This is a genomic window from Nonomuraea sp. B10E15, assembly GCF_039871615.1.
In the GTDB taxonomy this organism is placed as follows: Bacteria; Actinomycetota; Actinomycetes; order Streptosporangiales; family Streptosporangiaceae; genus Nonomuraea.
On sequence record NZ_JBDPMB010000015.1, the window covers coordinates 38,814 to 56,031 of the forward strand.

Annotated in this window: 16 protein-coding genes; 10 read left to right on the forward strand and 6 right to left on the reverse strand. The window is 72.1% G+C overall.

Annotation, left to right across the window (positions count from 1 at the left end):
- Positions 1 to 114 precede the first annotated feature (114 nt).
- From ABGB14_RS32975 to narI, 10 genes are all read left to right on the forward strand, one after another.
- Positions 115 to 639 carry a hypothetical protein gene (locus ABGB14_RS32975; RefSeq protein WP_347647745.1) on the forward strand — a complete coding sequence of 175 codons (525 nt, stop codon included), beginning with the start codon at positions 115 to 117 and terminating at the stop codon, positions 637 to 639.
- Entirely contained in the window at positions 636 to 1,085 is a 450-nt protein-coding gene (locus ABGB14_RS32980) for a hypothetical protein (protein WP_347647746.1), read from the forward strand. The genes ABGB14_RS32975 and ABGB14_RS32980 overlap by 4 nt, the downstream gene beginning before the upstream one ends.
- A gap of 10 nt (positions 1,086 to 1,095) precedes the next feature.
- A complete protein-coding gene (locus ABGB14_RS32985; RefSeq protein WP_347647747.1) occupies positions 1,096 to 2,289 on the forward strand; it encodes a sensor histidine kinase in 1,194 nt (397 codons plus the stop codon).
- Positions 2,286 to 2,975, forward strand: a complete 690-nt coding sequence (locus tag ABGB14_RS32990) for a response regulator transcription factor (RefSeq protein WP_347647748.1) — start codon at positions 2,286 to 2,288, stop codon at positions 2,973 to 2,975. The genes ABGB14_RS32985 and ABGB14_RS32990 overlap by 4 nt, the downstream gene beginning before the upstream one ends.
- Before the next feature lie 39 nt (positions 2,976 to 3,014).
- Entirely contained in the window at positions 3,015 to 3,791 is a 777-nt protein-coding gene (locus ABGB14_RS32995) for a GntR family transcriptional regulator (protein WP_347647749.1), read from the forward strand.
- Positions 3,792 to 3,864: 73 nt separating this feature from the next.
- Positions 3,865 to 5,328: an aldehyde dehydrogenase family protein gene (locus ABGB14_RS33000; RefSeq protein ID WP_347647750.1), complete on the forward strand. Its 1,464-nt coding sequence runs from the start codon at positions 3,865 to 3,867 to the stop codon at positions 5,326 to 5,328.
- A gap of 127 nt (positions 5,329 to 5,455) precedes the next feature.
- Positions 5,456 to 9,103 (forward strand): nitrate reductase subunit alpha, encoded by a 3,648-nt coding sequence (locus tag ABGB14_RS33005; protein ID WP_347647751.1) that lies wholly within the window; start codon positions 5,456 to 5,458, stop codon positions 9,101 to 9,103.
- A complete protein-coding gene (gene narH, locus ABGB14_RS33010) occupies positions 9,103 to 10,749 on the forward strand; it encodes a nitrate reductase subunit beta (protein ID WP_347647752.1) in 1,647 nt (548 codons plus the stop codon). The genes ABGB14_RS33005 and narH overlap by 1 nt, the downstream gene beginning before the upstream one ends.
- Complete coding sequence (gene narJ, locus ABGB14_RS33015; RefSeq protein ID WP_347647753.1) at positions 10,746 to 11,363, forward strand: nitrate reductase molybdenum cofactor assembly chaperone; 618 nt, start codon at positions 10,746 to 10,748, stop codon at positions 11,361 to 11,363. The genes narH and narJ overlap by 4 nt, the downstream gene beginning before the upstream one ends.
- A complete protein-coding gene (narI, locus tag ABGB14_RS33020) occupies positions 11,360 to 12,073 on the forward strand; it encodes a respiratory nitrate reductase subunit gamma (RefSeq protein ID WP_347647754.1) in 714 nt (237 codons plus the stop codon). The genes narJ and narI overlap by 4 nt, the downstream gene beginning before the upstream one ends.
- A 9-nt stretch (positions 12,074 to 12,082) precedes the next feature.
- Here the strand turns inward: narI and ABGB14_RS33025 are convergent, their stop codons facing one another.
- Genes ABGB14_RS33025 through ABGB14_RS33050 form a run of 6 tightly spaced genes read right to left on the reverse strand, consistent with a single transcriptional unit; the run spans position 12,083 to position 17,191 of the window.
- Positions 12,083 to 12,232: a hypothetical protein gene (locus ABGB14_RS33025; RefSeq protein WP_347647755.1), complete on the reverse strand. Its 150-nt coding sequence runs from the start codon at positions 12,230 to 12,232 to the stop codon at positions 12,083 to 12,085.
- 38 nt (positions 12,233 to 12,270) lie between these two features.
- Positions 12,271 to 13,143, reverse strand: a complete 873-nt coding sequence (locus tag ABGB14_RS33030; protein ID WP_347647756.1) for a polysaccharide deacetylase family protein — start codon at positions 13,141 to 13,143, stop codon at positions 12,271 to 12,273.
- Positions 13,121 to 13,822 carry a fumarylacetoacetate hydrolase family protein gene (locus tag ABGB14_RS33035; protein ID WP_347647757.1) on the reverse strand — a complete coding sequence of 234 codons (702 nt, stop codon included), beginning with the start codon at positions 13,820 to 13,822 and terminating at the stop codon, positions 13,121 to 13,123. The genes ABGB14_RS33030 and ABGB14_RS33035 overlap by 23 nt, the downstream gene beginning before the upstream one ends.
- Complete coding sequence (locus ABGB14_RS33040; RefSeq protein ID WP_347647758.1) at positions 13,822 to 15,060, reverse strand: MFS transporter; 1,239 nt, start codon at positions 15,058 to 15,060, stop codon at positions 13,822 to 13,824. The genes ABGB14_RS33035 and ABGB14_RS33040 overlap by 1 nt, the downstream gene beginning before the upstream one ends.
- Positions 15,057 to 16,439 carry an amidohydrolase family protein gene (locus ABGB14_RS33045; protein ID WP_347647759.1) on the reverse strand — a complete coding sequence of 461 codons (1,383 nt, stop codon included), beginning with the start codon at positions 16,437 to 16,439 and terminating at the stop codon, positions 15,057 to 15,059. The genes ABGB14_RS33040 and ABGB14_RS33045 overlap by 4 nt, the downstream gene beginning before the upstream one ends.
- Before the next feature lie 2 nt (positions 16,440 to 16,441).
- Positions 16,442 to 17,191 (reverse strand): sulfite exporter TauE/SafE family protein, encoded by a 750-nt coding sequence (locus ABGB14_RS33050; protein ID WP_347647760.1) that lies wholly within the window; start codon positions 17,189 to 17,191, stop codon positions 16,442 to 16,444.
- Between the last annotated feature and the right edge of the window lie 27 nt (positions 17,192 to 17,218).

Genomic DNA, 17,218 nt, shown 5'->3' on the forward strand with positions numbered 1-17,218 from the left:
AACGCGTACGTCGGGAGGGCTTGGAGGCGGACGACGGGCGGGAGGCCCGGTTCGTAACCTGACCGGGTCCTGGACCTGACCAGGTCCGCGCCTCCGACCACCGAAGTGAGCCCGATGCGACAACGCCTCACCCCCGCCGTCCTCACCGTGTACGTCTGGATCGCCATGGTGGCGTTCGGCGGCATCGCCGTGGAGACGGTCGTCATCTATCCGAACGTCTTCCACGACGTGCCCGCCTCGCTCGCGGAGTCGATGGAGTTCTTCGTGGTGACCGGCCCCGCGGACTTCTTCCCGCCGATGGGCGCGGTGACCGTGGTCGCCTCGGTGGCCGCCCTGGCGCTGGCCTGGCCGGTGCGCGACACCCGGCTGTGGGCCGGCGGGAGCCTGCTGTCACTGCTGCTGGGCGAGTTCCTGTTCTCGGCGCTCTACTTCTGGCCGCGTAACGACATCATGTTCGAGGAGGGCGCCGCGGTCCATTCCGCGGAGGTGTTGCGGCAGACGGCGCTGGAGTTCGAGACCGGCCACTGGGGGCGGCTGGCGATGAGCGCGGTGACCGCCACCCTGGCCTTCACCGGCCTGTGGCGTCTGCACCGCGGCCGTGCCCTGGCCGCCGCCGCGCCCGCGGGAGGCTCGTCGTGACGGCCCGGCTCGGCATCACGGTCTGGGCCGTGTGGGGGCTCGCGCTGCTCGGCGTGCCACGCGTGGTCGCCCACGACCTGAAGCTCGTCGGCCCGGTGGGCAACGCGCTGCTGGTGTTCGTCCCGATCGCCGTCTGGGCGGCGGTGGTGCTCTGGAAGCGGGTGCCCAACCCGTTCGTGACGCTGCTCGCCGTGGGGGCCGCCTACGGTGTCCTGCTGGGTCTGGCCCATCAGCTATTTTGGGCACGAGCCTTCGGCGGCGACCCTCCCCACCTGGGAGGCAACCTCGCCGGCGCGCTCTCCCCCGCCGCGGAAGGGCTGGTGCTCCGGGCCTTCTCGCTGGGCAGCAGCCTGGTGACCGGGCTCGCGGTCGGCGCGGCCGTCGGCGCGGCGGCCTGGCTGATCAGCAGGATCGTGCCGGGCTTCCGGCCCCGCCCACGACGATGACGGAGGAAGCGTGCGGGTCGAATCACCAGCCCGCCACGAGCCGGGCGTGCGGGTCGAATCACCGGCCCGCCGCGAGCCGGCGGTCGACCTCGGCCTGGCCATGCTGGTGCTCGTCGTGGTCGGCACCGCCATCACGGCCGACGTCGGCAGCGCGTCGGCCGGCCCTGGCCCGGCCGCGTACGCGTTCGGCGCGTCGTTCGCCGTCCTCATGTTCGCCCGCCGGCGCTGGCCGGTGGCGACGCTCCTGCTCACGGCCGCGGCGCTGATCGTCTACTACATGCTGTCCTACCCGCCGATCGGGCTGGCCGCACCGCTCGCCGCGGCGCTGTACTCCGCGGCGGAGCAGGGCAGGCCGCGCTGGTCCATCGGTACGGCCGTCGCCCTGCTCGTCGTCTCGACCGCACAGCGCATCCTGGAGGGCGACGACCTGGCCTACCTCCTCGGTTTCGAGACCACCACCTCCGCGGGCCTCATGGCCGCCGCGATCGCGCTGGGCGACGGCGTGCGGGCCCGGCGTGCCTGGCGCGCGGAACTGGCCCGGCAGGAGCACGCCGCCCGCCTGGAGCGCGAGCGGGAGGCGGCACGGCGGGTGGAGCAGGAGCGTCTGCGCATCGCAAGGGATCTGCACGACCTGATGGCGCACACGGTGTCGGTGATCTCGCTGCACACGGACGTGGCGCGCGAGTCGCTGCGCGACGACCCCGACGTGGCCGAGCGCTCGCTCGCCGCGGCCAGGTCGGCGTGCAGCGACGTGGGCCGCGAGCTGCGGCTGACCCTGGGAGCGTTGCGCGCGGGCGATCCCGACGACGGCCCGGCACCGGGGCTGGACGCGCTCGGCGCACTCGTGGCGACGGCCACCGCGGCGGGGCTCGACGTCGGCGTGCGGACCTCGGGCCGGCCCGAGCGGCTGCCCGCGATCTCGGACGCGACGGCCTACCGGGTGGTGCAGGAGTCGTTGAGCAACGTCCTGCGGCACGCCGGCGCCCGTACGGTCCGCATCGACCTGGACTACGGGACGGACGCCCTGCTGCTGCGCGTGAGCGACGACGGCCGCGGAGCCGCGGGCGCCGCGGGGCCGCCGGGGTGGGGGCTGACCGGGATGCGCGAGCGGCTGGCGCTGCTCGGCGGCGGCCTTCGGACGTCGTCGCCCGGCGAGGGAGGATTCGTGGTGGAGGCGAGTGTCCCGCTGGAGGACCGCGCATGATCCGGGTCGTGATCGTCGATGACCAGCACCTCGTCAGGGAGGGGCTGCGGCTGCTGCTCGAACGCGCCGACGACATCGTCGTGGCCGGCGACGCGAGCGGCGCCGACGCGGGTGTCGAGCTGGTGGCCAGGCTCCGCCCTGACGTGGTGCTCATGGACATCCGCATGCCCGGCCCCGACGGGCTGGACGCCACCCGGCGGATCATGGCCGTCCCGGCGCTCCGCGACGTCCACGTGATCGTGCTCACCACTTTCGACACCGACGAGAACATCCAGGAGGCGATCCGGGCCGGGGCCGCGGGCTTCCTGCTCAAGGACACCAGCCCCGAGCGGATGCGGGAGGCGGTGCGGATCGTGGCCAGTGGCGACGCGCTGCTGTCGCCCGCCGTCACCCGGCGCGTCATGCGGGCCGCCGCGACCGGTCCTCGCCCGTCGTCGCCTGAGCGGCTCGACCGCCTGACGGAACGCGAACGGGAGGTGCTGGCGGAGGTCGGCGCGGGCCGGAGCAATGCCGAGATCGGCGAGCGGCTGTTCATCAGCCCGGCGACCGCCCGCACTCACGTGGGCCGGCTGCTGACCAAGCTGGGCGCCCGTGACCGTTCCCAGCTCGTCGTCCTCGCGTACGAGACGGGTCTGCTCACTCCCGGCTCCGGGACGCCGCCTCCCGCCGATCCGCACGTCCGGTGAGGCCCGCGGGCCGTGCATGGGTAATAACCTAGGACGACGATGACCGGACCAGCGGCCGAATCCCACCCCGCCCCCCACCTCACCCCGCACCTCACCAAGGCGGACCACGCCTACCTGCGGGTCAAGGAGCTCATTCTCTCCGGCGAGCTGCCGCCCGCCTCCGTCATCGCGCAGGCACGGCTGGCCGGCGACATCGGCATCAGCACCACTCCCCTGCGCGAGGCCCTGCGCCGCCTCAAGAGTGAAGGGCTGGTCGAGCTGGACGCCCACCGCGACGCCCGCGTCGCCCCGCTCGCCGCGGAAGAGGCACGCGACCTGCTGGAGCTGCGGCGTTCCCTCGACCCTCTCGCGGTCGCGCTGGCCGCGGAGCGCCGTACCAGGGCCGACATCGCCGCGATGCGCGCCGCCGGGCAAGGGCTCGAGCCGCTGCCCGGCAATCCCGCCTACGAGCACCTCGCCGCCCACCGCGCGTTCCACCGGGCCCTCTGCTCGGCCTCGCACAACGACCTGCTCATCCAGACGCTCGACGGCCTGTGGGACAAATCAGACCGCTACCGCCGGCTGGCGCTGGAGGCCGGGCGCGACCAGGAGGCCCGCGACCGCTCGGCCGCCGAGCACGAGGCGCTGGTCGAGCTGGTGATCGCGGGTGACGGGGAGGGCGCCGCCGCCGTCATGCGCCGGCACGTCGACACCAGCCTCGGCGCCCAGGCCGCCTGGCGGTTGCTCGGCGGCGACCGCCTACGTCGTCTGTCGCGGTCGGTCTTGCCGGATCGCACCGGACGGAACGGGTCGGATGACCACGAGGACCCCCGGTGAAGCCGCTGTAGCATGACGCCAAAGCCGACGGGTCCGGTGATACGGGCCTGGGACGACGCTGAGGTGACAGTCGATGACGCCGCTGGACCAGCTACCCGAGATCCGCACCGAGCTCTACATCGACGGCGAGAGCCACGGCGCGGGCGACTCGCTGCAGGTGATCGACCCGGCCGACGGCACGTCGGTCGTCGGCTACGCGGCCGCCGCCGACGCCAAGCAGGCCACGTCGGCGGTCGCCGCCGCCCACCGGGCGTTCCCCGCCTGGTCGGCCCGCACTCCGGAGGAGCGCGCGGCGGCGCTGATCGCCGCGCTGGCTCCGCTGGAGGCGGAACGCGCGGCGACGGCCGAGATCCTCACCCGCGAGAACGGCAAGATCCGGCTGGAGTCCCACATCGACTCCGTCGTCTTCGAGCACCGTTTCCGGCTGGCCGCGGGGCTGGCCGGCGAGGTCGGGCGGGTGACCACGCTTCCGGCGCCGCCGTACCGCACGGAGGTCTCCTACGTGCCGCTGGGCGTGGTGACGATCATCGTGCCGTTCAACTGGCCGCTGGCGATCCTGGCCGCCTCGCTGCCGCAGGCGCTGATCGCCGGCAACACCGTCGTGGTGAAGCCGCCGCCCACGACCCCGCTGGCGACCGTGCGCACGGTGGAGGTGGTGGCGCGCGCGCTGCCGCCCGGCGTGCTCAACGTCGTCACCGGCGCGGACGCGCAGATCGGCGCGGCGCTGATCCAGGACGACCGGGTCAGGAAGGTCTGCTTCACCGGCAGCCCGGCCGGCGGCAAGCGCATCATGTCCATGGCCGCCGACTCGCTGACCCGGGTGGCGCTGGAGCTGGGCGGCAACGACCCGGCGATCGTGCTGGACGACGCCGATCTCGGCCCTGACGCGATGCACCGCCTGTTCGCGGGCACGTTCGACTCGACCGGGCAGATCTGCATGGCGATCAAGCGCCTTTACGTGCACCGGTCGCGCTACCACGAGGTCGTGGAGGGCCTGTCCGGGCTGCTCGCCGCGACCCGGCTGGGCCACGGCCTGGACGAGCGGGTGACCATGGGGCCCCTGCACAGCGGGCGGCAGCTGGCGTACGTGCGGGAGCTCCTCGGCCAGGCCCGCTCGTCGGGGGCCGAGGTGCGCGAGTTCGGCGCGCCCGCCGAGGGCGCCGACCTGTCCAGGGGCAACTTCCTGCGCCCGTCGCTGGTGCTCGACCCCGCCGACGACACGCGGGTGGTGACCGAGGAGCAGTTCGGCCCGACCTTGCCGATCCTGCCGTTCGACGACGAGGACGACGCCGTGGCCCGCGCGAACGACACCTGGTCGGGGTTGTGCTCCTCGGTGTGGACGGACGATCCCGGCCGTGCCGCCGCCCTGGCCGCGCGGCTGCGGACCGGTTACACGTTCGTCAACGCGCACGGAGCCGGGAGCCTGGACGAGCGGGCGCCGTTCGGCGGCTTCAACCACAGCGGCATGGGCCGGGAGATGGGCATCGAGGGGATCCGCGAATTCATGGACACCCATTCCATCGGTTTCCCCGCCTGACCTAACTTCACCGAAGTTTTAATCAGGAAAGCCGCCTTGTCGGCCGTTCCACGTTTTCCTACTCCCTCCTGGGCTACGACAGCAGTGCCTGGCATGTCGGCTTCGTGACGGCAGGAAGACGAGTGATATGACGGCGATGGACGGGCCTGTCAGCGACGCGTTGCTGAAGATGGGGCGGCATCTCCGGTCCGGGACGGTCTCGCCGGATCTGCGCACCCTGCACCAGGTGGGCGGGCGCCAGGGTGACGCGTTCTACCGCGACCGCTGGAGCCACGACAAGGTGGTGCGCTCGACCCACGGCGTGAACTGCACGGGCTCGTGCTCGTGGAAGGTCTACGTCAAGGACGGGATCATCACCTGGGAGGCGCAGGAGACCGACTACCCGAGCGTCGGCGGCGACCGGCCCGAGTACGAGCCGCGCGGTTGCCCGCGCGGCGCCGCCTTCTCCTGGTACACCTACTCGCCCACCCGGGTGCGATACCCCTACGCGCGCGGCGTCCTGGTGGAGATGTACCGCGAGGCGCGGGCCAGGCTCGGCGACCCGGTCGAGGCGTGGGCGGAGATCACCACGGATCCCGCCAGGCGGGAGCGCTACCAGTCGGCGCGCGGCAAGGGCGGGCTGGTCAGGATCGGCTGGGACGAGGCCGTCGAGATCGTCGCAGCGGCCCACGTGCACACGATCAGGGAGTACGGCCCCGACCGCGTCGCGGGTTTCTCCCCGATCCCCGCCATGTCGATGGCCTCGCACGCGGCCGGCGCCCGGTTCGTCTCGCTGATCGGCGGCGCGATGTTGTCGTTCTACGACTGGTACGCCGACCTGCCGGTGGCCTCGCCCCAGGTGTTCGGCGACCAGACCGACGTGCCCGAGTCGGCCGACTGGTGGGACGCCTCCTACCTGCTGGTGTGGGGCTCCAACGTGCCCGTCACCCGCACCCCCGACGCGCACTACATGACCGAGGCACGTTACCGGGGCCAGAAGGTCGTCATCGTCAGTCCCGACTTCAGCGACGCCGCCAAGTTCGGCGACGAGTGGCTGGCCCCCCGTCCCGGCACCGACGGGGCGCTGGCCATGGCGATGGGCCACGTGATCCTCAAGGAGTTCTTCGCCGACCGCGAGACCCCTGCCTTCACCGGCTACGCCAAACGCTTCACCGACCTGCCGTTCCTGGTGCGGCTGCGCGAGCACGACAGCGGCGGGTACGTGCCCGACAAGTTCCTCACCGACGCCGACCTGCGCGAGGGCGAGGGCGACGCGTTCAAGACGGTGCTCATCGACGCGCGCACGAGCGAGCCGGTGGTGCCCAACGGCTCGCTCGGCTTCCGCTACCGCCCCGACGGCGAGGGCCGGTGGAACCTGGACCTCGGCGCGGTCGACCCGGCGCTCACGCTGCTCGGCGGGCAGGCGGTGAAGGTCGCCCTGCCCCGCTTCGACCTGCCGGGCGGCGTGCTGCACCGGGGCGTGCCGGTCATGGAGGTGGGCGGGCACCTGGTCACGACCGTGTTCGACCTGCTCATGGCGCAGTACGGGGTGCCGCGCGACCTTCCGGGCGAGTGGCCGCGAGGCTACGACGACGCGGCGCAGCCGTACACGCCGGCCTGGCAGGAGGGCATCACCGGCGTGCCGGCGGCGAGGGCGGCCCGGATCGCCCGCGAGTTCGCCACGAACGCGGAGGAGTCCGGCGGCCGGTCGATGATCATCATGGGGGCGGGAGCGAACCACTGGTTCCACGCCGACCAGATCTACCGCTCCTTCCTCGCGCTGACCACGCTGACCGGCTGCCAGGGCGTCAACGGCGGCGGCTGGGCCCACTACGTCGGCCAGGAGAAGGCCCGGCCGATCACCGGGTGGGCGCATCTCGCGTCGGCCCTGGACTGGTCGCGCCCGCCCCGGCACATGATCAGTACGGCGTACTGGTATCTGCACACCGACCAGTGGCGCTACGACACCTACAGCGCCGACACCGTCGCGTCGCCGCTGGGCCGGGGCGCGTTCGCCGGGAGGTCCACCGCCGACCTGATGTCGGCCTCGGCCCGCATGGGGTGGATGCCGTCGTATCCGACCTTCGACCGCAACCCGCTCGACCTGGCCGACGAGGTGGCGGCGTCGGGGCAGGAGCCGGGCGCGTACGTCGCGGGCCGGGCCGCCTCCGGCGAGCTGGGCTTCGCCTGCGAGGACCCGGACGCGCCCGCCAACTGGCCGCGCGTGCTGACCGTGTGGCGGGCCAACCTGCTGGGCTCGTCGGCCAAGGGCGACGAGTATTTCCTGCGGCACCTGCTGGGCGCCGACGCGTCGCTGCGGGCCGTCGAGGCCGCGCCCGAGCAGCGGCCCGACGAGGTGACCTGGCGGCCGGAGGCGCCGCGCGGCAAGCTCGACCTGCTGCTGTCGCTGGACTTCCGGATGACGTCCACGACGTTGTTCTCCGACATCGTGCTCCCCGCCGCCACCTGGTACGAGAAGCACGACCTGTCCTCGACCGACATGCACCCGTTCGTGCACGCCTTCAGCCCGGCCATCGACCCGCCCTGGCAGACGCGTACCGACTTCGCCGCCTTCCACGCCATCGCCAAGGCGTTCAGCACCCTGGCCGCCACCCACCTCGGGGTGCGCCGCGACCTGGTGGCGGCGCCGCTGCTGCACGACACCCCCGACGAGTACGCCACCCCGCACGGCCGCGTGGACGACTGGCGGCGCGCCGGGACCATCCCTGAACCGGGCAGGAACTTCCCGAAGATCACGATCGTGGAGCGCGACTACGCGGCCGTCGCCGACAAGATGGCCGCGCTCGGCCCGCTGCTGGACACCCTCGGCGCCACCACCAAGGGGCTGACGTTCCAGGTGGGCGAGGAGGTGGAGCGACTGCGCCGCAGGAACGGCGCCGTGCGCGGCGGCGTGGCGGCCGGGCGGCCGTCGCTGGCCCGCGACATCGACCTGTGCGAGGCGATCCTGGGGTTGTCGGGCACCACGAACGGGCGCCTGGCCGCGCAGGGGTTCGCCACGCTGGCCCGCCGCACGGGCACGTCCTTCGACGGGCTGGCCGACGAGCACAAGCAGATCACGTTCGCCGACACGCAGGCCAGGCCGGTGGCGGTGACGACGTCGCCGGAGTGGTCGGGCATCGAGACCGGCGGCCGCCGCTACTCGGCCTTCACCATCAACGTCGAGCACCGCAAACCCTGGCACACGCTCACCGGCCGCCAGCACTTCTACCTCGACCACGACTGGATCCACGAGGCCGGCGAAGCCCTGCCGGCCTACCGGCCGCCGCTCGACATGACCGCGATGTTCGGCGAGCCCGGCGTGGGGGAGAGCGGCGAGAACGGCATCGCCGTGCGCTATCTCACGCCGCACTCCAAGTGGTCGATCCACTCCGAATACCAGGACAACCTGCTCATGCTGACGCTGTCGCGGGGCGGGCCGAACATCTGGATGAGCCCGGCCGACGCGGCGAAGGCGGGCATCGCCGACAACGACTGGGTGGAGGCGGTCAACCGCAACGGCGTCGTCGTGGCCCGCGCGGTCGTCTCGCACCGGATGCCCGAAGGGACGGTGTACATGTACCACGCCCAGGAGCGCGTGGTGGACGTGCCCAAGAGCCAGACGTCCGGCCGGCGCGGCGGCATCCACAACTCCCTGACCCGGCTCCTCATCAAACCCACCCACCTGATCGGCGGCTACGCGCAGCTGAGCTTCGCCTTCAACTACCTGGGGCCGACCGGCAACCAGCGCGACGAGGTCACCGTGATCCGCCGCCGCAGCCAGGAGGTCGATTACTGATGCGCGTCATGGCGCAGCTGGCCATGGTGATGAACCTGGACAAGTGCATCGGCTGCCACACCTGCTCGGTCACCTGCAAGCAGGCCTGGACCAACCGCTCGGGCACCGAGTACGTCTGGTTCAACAACGTCGAGACCCGCCCCGGCCAGGGCTACCCCCGCACCTACCAGGACCAGGACCGGTGGAAGGGCGGCTGGGAACTCAACCGGCGCGGCCGGCTGAAACTCAAGGCGGGCGGCCGGCTCAGGAAGCTCCTCTCCATCTTCGCCAACCCGCTGATGCCCTCCATCCAGGACTACTACGAGCCCTGGACCTACGACTACGACCAGCTGTTCTCCGCGCCCATGCAGGACGACACCCCGGTGGCGCGGCCCCGCTCGCTCATCACCGGCCGGCCCACCAAGATCAGCTGGAGCGCGAACTGGGACGACGACCTGGCCGGCGGCCCCGAGCTGGCGCCCGCCGACCCGGTGCTGCGCAAGGTGTCGGACCAGGTGAAGCTGGACTTCGAGCGGGCGTTCATGTTCTACCTGCCGCGCATCTGCGAGCACTGCCTCAACCCCTCCTGCGTGGCGTCCTGCCCGTCGGGGGCGATGTACAAGCGCTCAGAAGACGGCATCGTGCTGGTCGACCAGGACCGCTGCCGGGGGTGGCGGATGTGCGTGACCGGCTGCCCGTACAAGAAGGTGTACTTCAACCACCGCACCGGCAAGGCCGAGAAGTGCACGTTCTGCTTCCCGCGCGTCGAGGTGGGCATCCCCACGGTCTGCTCGGAGACGTGCGTCGGGCGGCTGCGCTACATCGGGCTCGTCCTGTACGACGTCGACCGGGTGGCCGCGGCGGCCTCCGTTCCGGACGAGAAGGACCTGTACCAGGCGCAGAAAGGTGTCCTGCTCGACCCCCACGACCCCGAGGTGATCGAGGCGGCCCGCAGGTCGGGCATCCCCGATGACTGGCTGGACGCCGCCCGCACGTCCCCGATCCACAAGCTGATCTTCGACTACGGGGTGGCGCTGCCGCTGCATCCCGAATACCGCACGATGCCGATGGTCTGGTACATCCCGCCGCTGTCGCCCGTCGTGGACGTGCTCTCCGAGTCCGGGCACGACGGCGAGGACGCCGGCAACCTGTTCGGCGCCATCGAGGCGCTGCGCATCCCGATCGGCTACCTGGCCGAGCTGTTCACCGCCGGCGACCCAGAACCGGTGCGCGCGGTGCTGCGCCGCCTGGCCGCGATGCGCTCGTACATGCGCCGGCTCAACCTGGGCCAGGACCCCGACGAGTCGATCGCCGCGGCCGTCGGCATGGACGGCCCGCGCATCGAGGACATGCACCGGCTGCTGGCCCTGGCCCCCTACGACGAGCGGTACGTCATCCCGAAGGCGCACGCCGAGCAGGGCGCCCGGCTGGAGGAGACGGCCACCGGCTGCAGCCTCGACTACGAGGGCGGCCCCGGCATGGCCGGCCCGTTCGGCGAGGCGTCGGGGCGGCCGTCGCCGATCGCGGTGGAGAGCTTCCACGCCCTGCGCGAGCGGCAGGCAGGCGACGAACTCGACGAGGCCGACGAGCTGCGCGGCCGGGTCAACCTGCTCAACTGGGACGGCAAAGGCACGCCCGACGGGCTGTTCCCCAGGAGGAAGAAGTGAACGACGGCGACCTGCGCAGTGCCCACATGGTGGCCTCGGTGCTGCTGGGCTACCCCGACGAGCGGCTCTACGGTTCCCGGCAGGTGCTGGTCGAGGCGGTGGCCGCGCTGCCCTCGGGGGAGGTCCGCGACCGCCTGTCGGCCTTCCTCGGACACGCCGCCGGCACTCCTCAGGCGGACCTGGCCGCCCACTACGTGGCGACCTTCGACCTGAAACGGCGCTGCTGCCCGTACCTCACCTACTACGCCTACGGCGACACCCGCAAACGCGGCGCCGCACTGCTGCGCTTCAAGCACGCGCTGCACACCGCGGGCTTCGAGCTCGCCGACGGCGAGCTGCCCGACCACCTGGCCGTGGTGTGCGAGCTGTCGGCACGCGGCGCCGTCCGCCCAGCCCGGCGGCTGATGACCGAGCACCGCGCCGGCATGGAAGTGCTGCGCGCGGCGCTGGAGGACGAGCGCTCACCGTACGCCGGCGTCGTCGCCGCCGTCCTGGCCACCCTGCCCCCGGCCCGCGCCCGCGAACGGGAAGCCGCGCTGCGGCTGGCGGAAGAGGGGCCACCCGCCGAGGCCGTCGGCCTGGAACCCTACGCGACCATGGAGGCCGGCCGATGAGCATCCTGCTCTGGGTGGTCCTGCCGTACGTGGCGCTCACCGTGTTCGTGCTCGGCCACGTGTGGCGCTACCGCTACGACAAGTTCGGCTGGACCACCCGCTCCTCCCAGATGTACGAGTCACGGCTGCTGCGCGTCGGCAGCCCGCTGTTCCACTTCGGCATCCTCGTCGTCGCGCTGGGCCACATCGGCGGCCTCGTCATCCCCAAGAGCTGGACCGAAGCGGTGGGCATCAGCGAAGGGCTCTACCACCTGCTCGCCGTCGTCCTCGGCACGATCGCGGGCGTGGCGACGGTGGGCGGCATGGCGATCCTGATCTACCGGCGCCGTACCGTGGGCCCGGTCTTCATGGCCACCACCCGCAACGACAAGCTGATGTACGCCGTCCTCGCCCTCACGATCGCCCTCGGCCTGGCCGCGACGGTCGTGGCCAACGTCGTCGGCGGCGGCTACGACTACCGCACCACCGTCTCTCCCTGGTTCCGGTCGATCTTTTACTTCCGTCCGGAACCGGCGCTGATGGCGAGCGCGCCCCCGCTGTTCCAGCTGCACGCGCTCAGCGCGCTCGTGTTGTTCGCCATCTGGCCCTTCACCCGGCTGGTGCACATGCTGACCGCTCCCGTCGGCTACCTCACCAGGCCCTACATCGTCTACCGCAGCAGGGACGAGACGCGGCCGGCCACCCGGCGCGGCTGGGAACCCTCCCGCTAGGTCACGGGATCAGGTCACCGGCAGGGCGGTGGCCAGCAGGATGACGGCGAGCGAGCCGGCCAAGGAGGCCACCGCCATGGTCCTGGCCGGCCCCGGCCTGCCCTTCGCGCTGGCCACGCCGTGCAGCGCGGCGGCGGCCCACCTCTTGTCTCCGGTCATCGACCAGACGATAAGGGGTACGGCCCGAGGGGGCGCCGTCAGGGACGGCGTACGTCCCGATACCAGTCGAGGATCTGCTCGCCGGTCATGAACGCGACGTCCTTGTGGGCCCTGATGTGCTGCAGCGCCTGCTCGAAATACCGCAGCCGGTGCGGGACGCCCATGATGTACGGGTGCATGACCAGCGCCATCACCCTGGCCGAGTCCGCTGAGTCCTTGTAGATCTGGTCGAACTGGTCGACGGCGCGCTGGAAGTACTCGCGGGCCGGATGGTGCTGGATCAGCATCATCGCGACGTCGTTGCACTCCTGGGTGTAGGGGATGTTCACGATGGGCGACGTCCTGGTGGCCAGCTCCACCGGCTGGTCGTCGAGCACCCAGTCGCAGACGTACTCGTACCCCTCCTCGACCAGGATGTCGGGGGTCTCCCAGGTCTCGGTCAGCCCGGGGCCGAGCCAGCCGCGCGGGCGGCGGCCCGTCGCCGTCTCGATCGCCTTCGTGGTGGCCTGGATGTCGGCCCGCTCGTCCTCGACCTTCTGCATGTTCTTCTGGGTGAAGCCGTGGCCGACGAACTCCCACCCGCGGTCCTGGGCGGCCTTCGCGATCTGCGGGTAGTGGGTGACGGCCTGGCCGTTGATCGCCAGCGTGCCGGTCACCTCCTGCCGGTCCATGGCCTCGATCATGCGCCACACGCCGACGCGGTTGCCGTACTCGTGCCAGGCCCAGTTGGGCACGTCGGGGGCGGGGATGCCGCCGGCCGGCGGGGTGAGCACCGTCCGCGGCATCGGGTCGGTGTCGGACCAGGTCTCCACGTTGACGATGACCCAGACCGCCATGCGCTTGCCGGCGGGCAGGCGGAGCGCGGGGCGGCCCTCGATGGGGTCGTACTCAAGCCGTTCGCTGGGGCGCATGGGTGTCTCCTTCGACGATGGTGACGGTCAGGGAGGGCAGGCCGGTGATCTCGACGCCGACGCGGTCGCCGGGCAGCACGGGGCCGACGCCCGCCGGGGTGCCGGTGTAGATCAGGTCGCCCGGCATCAGCCGGAACGAGCGCGACAGGTGGCTGATGATCTCGGGCACGTTCCAGATCATCAGCTCCAGCCCGGTGTGCTGGCGGCGCTCGCCGTTGACGGTGAGCGCCAACTCTCCGGCCAGCGGGTCGGAGCCGGGCAGGATCGGGCCGCAGGGCGCCGAGTGGTCGAACGACTTGCCGGCCTCCCACGGGTGGGCCCGCTCGCGGCAGTCCCGCTGCCGGTCGCGCCGGGTCAGGTCGATGCCGGCGGCATGGCCGAAGACCAGGCCGTACGCGTCCCGCACGCCGACGTCCGCGCCCTCGGCGCCGATGGCGACGACGAGCTCGCCCTCGTAGTGCAGGTCCCCGGTCTGCGGCGGGTAGGGCACCTCGCCGCCGTCGGGGACGACCGCGTCGGCCGGCTTCTGGAAGAAGAAGGGGTCGTCGCGCTCGTCGCCCTCCTTCATCTCCCTGATGTGGTCGAGGTAGTTGCGGCCGACGCAGTAGACGCGGCGTACGGGGAAACGGTCGGGGCCGCCGCTCACGGGCAGCGTGACCTGGGTGGGTTGCCAGAGCATCAGTGAACCTCAGGAGTGGTGGTCTTGCTGAACAGGTCGGGGCGCAACGCGAGCGCCAGGGCGGCGCCCAGCACCGAGAAGCCGACGATCTGCACCATGCCCGCGCCGACCCAGCCGGTGGCCTCGACCAGGGTGCTGAAGAGCAGGCCCGCGACGCCGGCCGCCACGTAGATGCAGGTGACGAAGAGCCCGGCGGCCCGGCTGACGATCTCGCTGCCGGCCGACTTGACGAGGTAGCTGGCCGCGGCGACGTACATGCCGGCGCTGGCGAACAGACCGAAGAGGAACGAGAAGGTCGCCTGCCAGGGGGTGGACGCGGACCCGAGGAAGAGGGCGCACCCGCTGGCGGCCACGCCGAGGTTGAGCACCGTCAGCACGACCCGAGGGCTGAACCGGTCGGCCAGGTAGCCGCCGGCCGGGGAGGCGAAGGCCGCCAGGCCGGACAGGCCGATGACGAACCCGGCGCCGCCGGGACTGTAGTCGAGCTGGTCGCGCAGGTAGCTGGCGTACAGGCCGATGAAGGCGAAGTCGGCCAGCCCGAACAGGGCCGTGATGACGGCCAGCACGAGCGGGTTGCGCGACAGGAGCCGGCGGGCGCCGCCGACGTGCCTGGACGTGCTCTCGGCGGGGTCGATCTCGGTCAGCCGCGGCGAGACCAGGAACACGATGGCCAGCGACAGCGCGATGCCGATGAGGGCGTAGGCGATCATCGGGGCCCGCCACGTGCCGTACCCCTCCAGCAGGACGCTGCCGAGCGAGGGGCCGATGATCGAGCCGGCCGCGAAGGCCATGTTGACGCTGCCGATCGCCACGCCGCGGCGGGCCGGGAAGGCGCTCGACGCGACGGCGATGATCATCGCGAGCTGGAGTGCCTCGCCGACGCCGGACAACACGCGCCACAGCAGCATGTCGAAGAACCCGACCGAGACCACGGTGAGCGCGGTCGCGATCGAGAACACCAGCGTGCCGACGACGATCGTGCGCTTGCGCCCGAGCTTGCGCTGGAGGTATCCGGCGGGCAGTCCGGCCAGGCCCATGCCGATGGCGAACACGGTGGCCTGCAGGCCCGCCGCCTCCAGGCTGAAGCCGTATTCGGCGCGGACCTCGACGAGCAGGATGGGGAAGACCATCCGGTCCATGGCGTTGATGGTGTAGGCCAGCAGCAGCAGGCCGAACATGGTGACGGCTACTTTGGGCGCGAGCGCGCTCCGCTCGGCCGTGGGGTGGGGGGCGGTCATTGCAGACTCCCTTCGCCTGCGGTGGTTGACGGCGTGGTCGATGAAGGGGGCCAGTCGCCCGCCGCCGCGGCCCTGGCGAGCAGGGCGTCCCGGCGGGCCGCCGCCATCGCGACGGGGTCCGGCTCGTCGTCGTCGCGGACGAGCCCTCCCCGCCGTTTGAGCACGCGGCCGTCGGCGATGACGGTGTCGATGTTGTCGACCTGGCCGGTGTAGACGAGCGCCTCCACCGGGTCGCCCGAGGGGACCAGGTTGATGTCGGAGCCCCGCAGGATCACGAGGTCGGCGCTCTTGCCGGGGGTGACGGAGCCGATGGTGTCGTGGAGGCCGAGGTCCCTGGCCCCGTCGATGGTGGCCAGCTGGAGCAGCCGGCGCGGGGTGACCGTGCCGGAACCCGTACGCGCCGCCTCCATCGAGACGATCATGCGCAGGTGGCCGAGGATGTCGGCACTGGTCGGCATGGCGAGCGTGTCGAGGGAGAGCGAGACCGGCACGCCCGCCTCCAGCAGCTCCGTGAGCAGCGGGAAGCCCATCGTGCGCAGCTCGGTCATCGGGCTCAGCGACACCCTGGTGCCGGTGCGGGCGAGCGCCTCGATGTCCCGGGCGTCGACGTGCACGGCGTGAACGACCTGCACGTCCTCGCCCAGCAGGCCCAGCTCCTCCAGGCGTACGAGGCCGCAGGCGCGGCAGCCCTCCTCGCGCAGGCACCGGTCGCAGTGCATGGTGATGGGCATCCCGAGCGCGCGGGCCTCGGCCCACTCGCGCTCGTACACCTCGGGAGGCGTCCGGTACGGCCCGCGCAGCGCGACGCCGAAGTCCAGCCTGCCGTCGAGCTGCTCGGCGGGCCAGCGCGCCCGCAGCTTGCGCAGGTCGTCGAGGTCGTTGGTGGCCTCGGGCGGCGCCGAGTCCGGCGGGCCGTACGAGAAGCGCCCGCGCAGGCCGGAGTCGAGGTGCGCCTGGATGTTGGCGTCGGCGTCCTGGGGACCGCGCACGTTGTGGTCGAAGTTGTGCACCGTCGTGATGCCGCCGCTGATCGCCTCGGCCAGCCCGAACCGGGCCGCCCAGTAGAAGTCGCCCAGCTCGAAGTGGGGTGCGAGGGCCCGCTTGACGGTGAAGTAGCCGCTGCCGGGACGGTCGCCGACCGTGCCGCGGAGCAGGGAGTTCCACAGGTGCCAGTGGGTGTCGACGAAGCCGGGCAGCATGATCGTGCCCGTGCCGTCGATCACTTCCGCGTCCATGGCGTCGCGCGCGCCGGCGTGCGGGACGATCTCGGCGATCCGCCCGTCACGCACCAGGACGTCGGCGTCCGCGACGTCGCCGACGGCGGAGTCCATGGAGATCAGGTGGGTGCCGGTGATGAGAAGATCAGGTCGTTCGCGCATGGTCACCTCACGAAGAGCGCGACGGACAGGATGAGACCGAAGCCGACGATGAGCCACCGTAAGACGTGGGGCGGCACGCGCCGGGCGAGCACCACTCCGCTCCGGCCGCCGGCCAGCCCGGTGAGCGACATGACAGCGACCGGGATCCACTCCACGGGCCCGAACACGGAGAAGCACAGGGCCGAGACCAGGCCGACGACCAGGGACAGCGCGCTCTTGAGCGCGTTGAGCCTGTGCAGGTCGTCCGCCAGGAACGTGCCCAGGACGGCGAGCATCATGACACCGAGCCCGGCGGCGAAGTAGCCGCCGTACATCGCGACCACGAACTGGCCGGCCAGCAGCGCGCGACCGCCGCCCGCCGCCCTGTCCCCGCCGACGCGCCGGGCCAGGCTCTCCTGAAGAGCAAGGGCGACGACGGAGACGAGGACGAGGAACGGGACGACCGACTCGAACTGCTCGGCGGGCGCGGCGAGCAGGATCGCCGACCCGCACGCGGCGCCGCAGGCGCTGACCACGGCGAGCCGCGGCACCCGCGGGCGCACGGCGGGCAGCTCGTCGCGGTAGCCGGCCAGCCCGCCCGCGTAGCCGGGCAGGGTGGCCAGCGCGCTCGTGACGTTGGCGGCGATGGGCGAATATCCCATCGCCATGAGCGCGGGGAACGAGATCAGCGAACCGCCGCCCGCGACACCGTTCACGGCGCCGGCCAGGAAGCCCGCACCGGCGAGAACGAGCAGCTGCAGCGGGTCGAGCATGTCGTCCTCCCTCCGGCTCCCTGCCTT

Coding starts and splice junctions, on each gene's coding strand:
- ABGB14_RS33040 (WP_347647758.1), bottom strand. CDS start 15,060: ATGACCGCCCCCCACCCCACGGCCGAGCGGAGCGCGCTCGCGCCCAAA.
- ABGB14_RS33035 (WP_347647757.1), bottom strand. CDS start 13,822: ATGCTCTGGCAACCCACCCAGGTCACGCTGCCCGTGAGCGGCGGCCCC.
- ABGB14_RS32995 (WP_347647749.1), top strand. CDS start 3,015: ATGACCGGACCAGCGGCCGAATCCCACCCCGCCCCCCACCTCACCCCG.
- ABGB14_RS32990 (WP_347647748.1), top strand. CDS start 2,286: ATGATCCGGGTCGTGATCGTCGATGACCAGCACCTCGTCAGGGAGGGG.
- ABGB14_RS33050 (WP_347647760.1), bottom strand. CDS start 17,191: ATGCTCGACCCGCTGCAGCTGCTCGTTCTCGCCGGTGCGGGCTTCCTG.
- ABGB14_RS33025 (WP_347647755.1), bottom strand. CDS start 12,232: ATGACCGGAGACAAGAGGTGGGCCGCCGCCGCGCTGCACGGCGTGGCC.
- narI (WP_347647754.1), top strand. CDS start 11,360: ATGAGCATCCTGCTCTGGGTGGTCCTGCCGTACGTGGCGCTCACCGTG.
- ABGB14_RS33030 (WP_347647756.1), bottom strand. CDS start 13,143: ATGCGCCCCAGCGAACGGCTTGAGTACGACCCCATCGAGGGCCGCCCC.
- ABGB14_RS32975 (WP_347647745.1), top strand. CDS start 115: ATGCGACAACGCCTCACCCCCGCCGTCCTCACCGTGTACGTCTGGATC.
- ABGB14_RS33005 (WP_347647751.1), top strand. CDS start 5,456: ATGACGGCGATGGACGGGCCTGTCAGCGACGCGTTGCTGAAGATGGGG.
- ABGB14_RS33045 (WP_347647759.1), bottom strand. CDS start 16,439: ATGCGCGAACGACCTGATCTTCTCATCACCGGCACCCACCTGATCTCC.
- ABGB14_RS33000 (WP_347647750.1), top strand. CDS start 3,865: ATGACGCCGCTGGACCAGCTACCCGAGATCCGCACCGAGCTCTACATC.
- narH (WP_347647752.1), top strand. CDS start 9,103: ATGCGCGTCATGGCGCAGCTGGCCATGGTGATGAACCTGGACAAGTGC.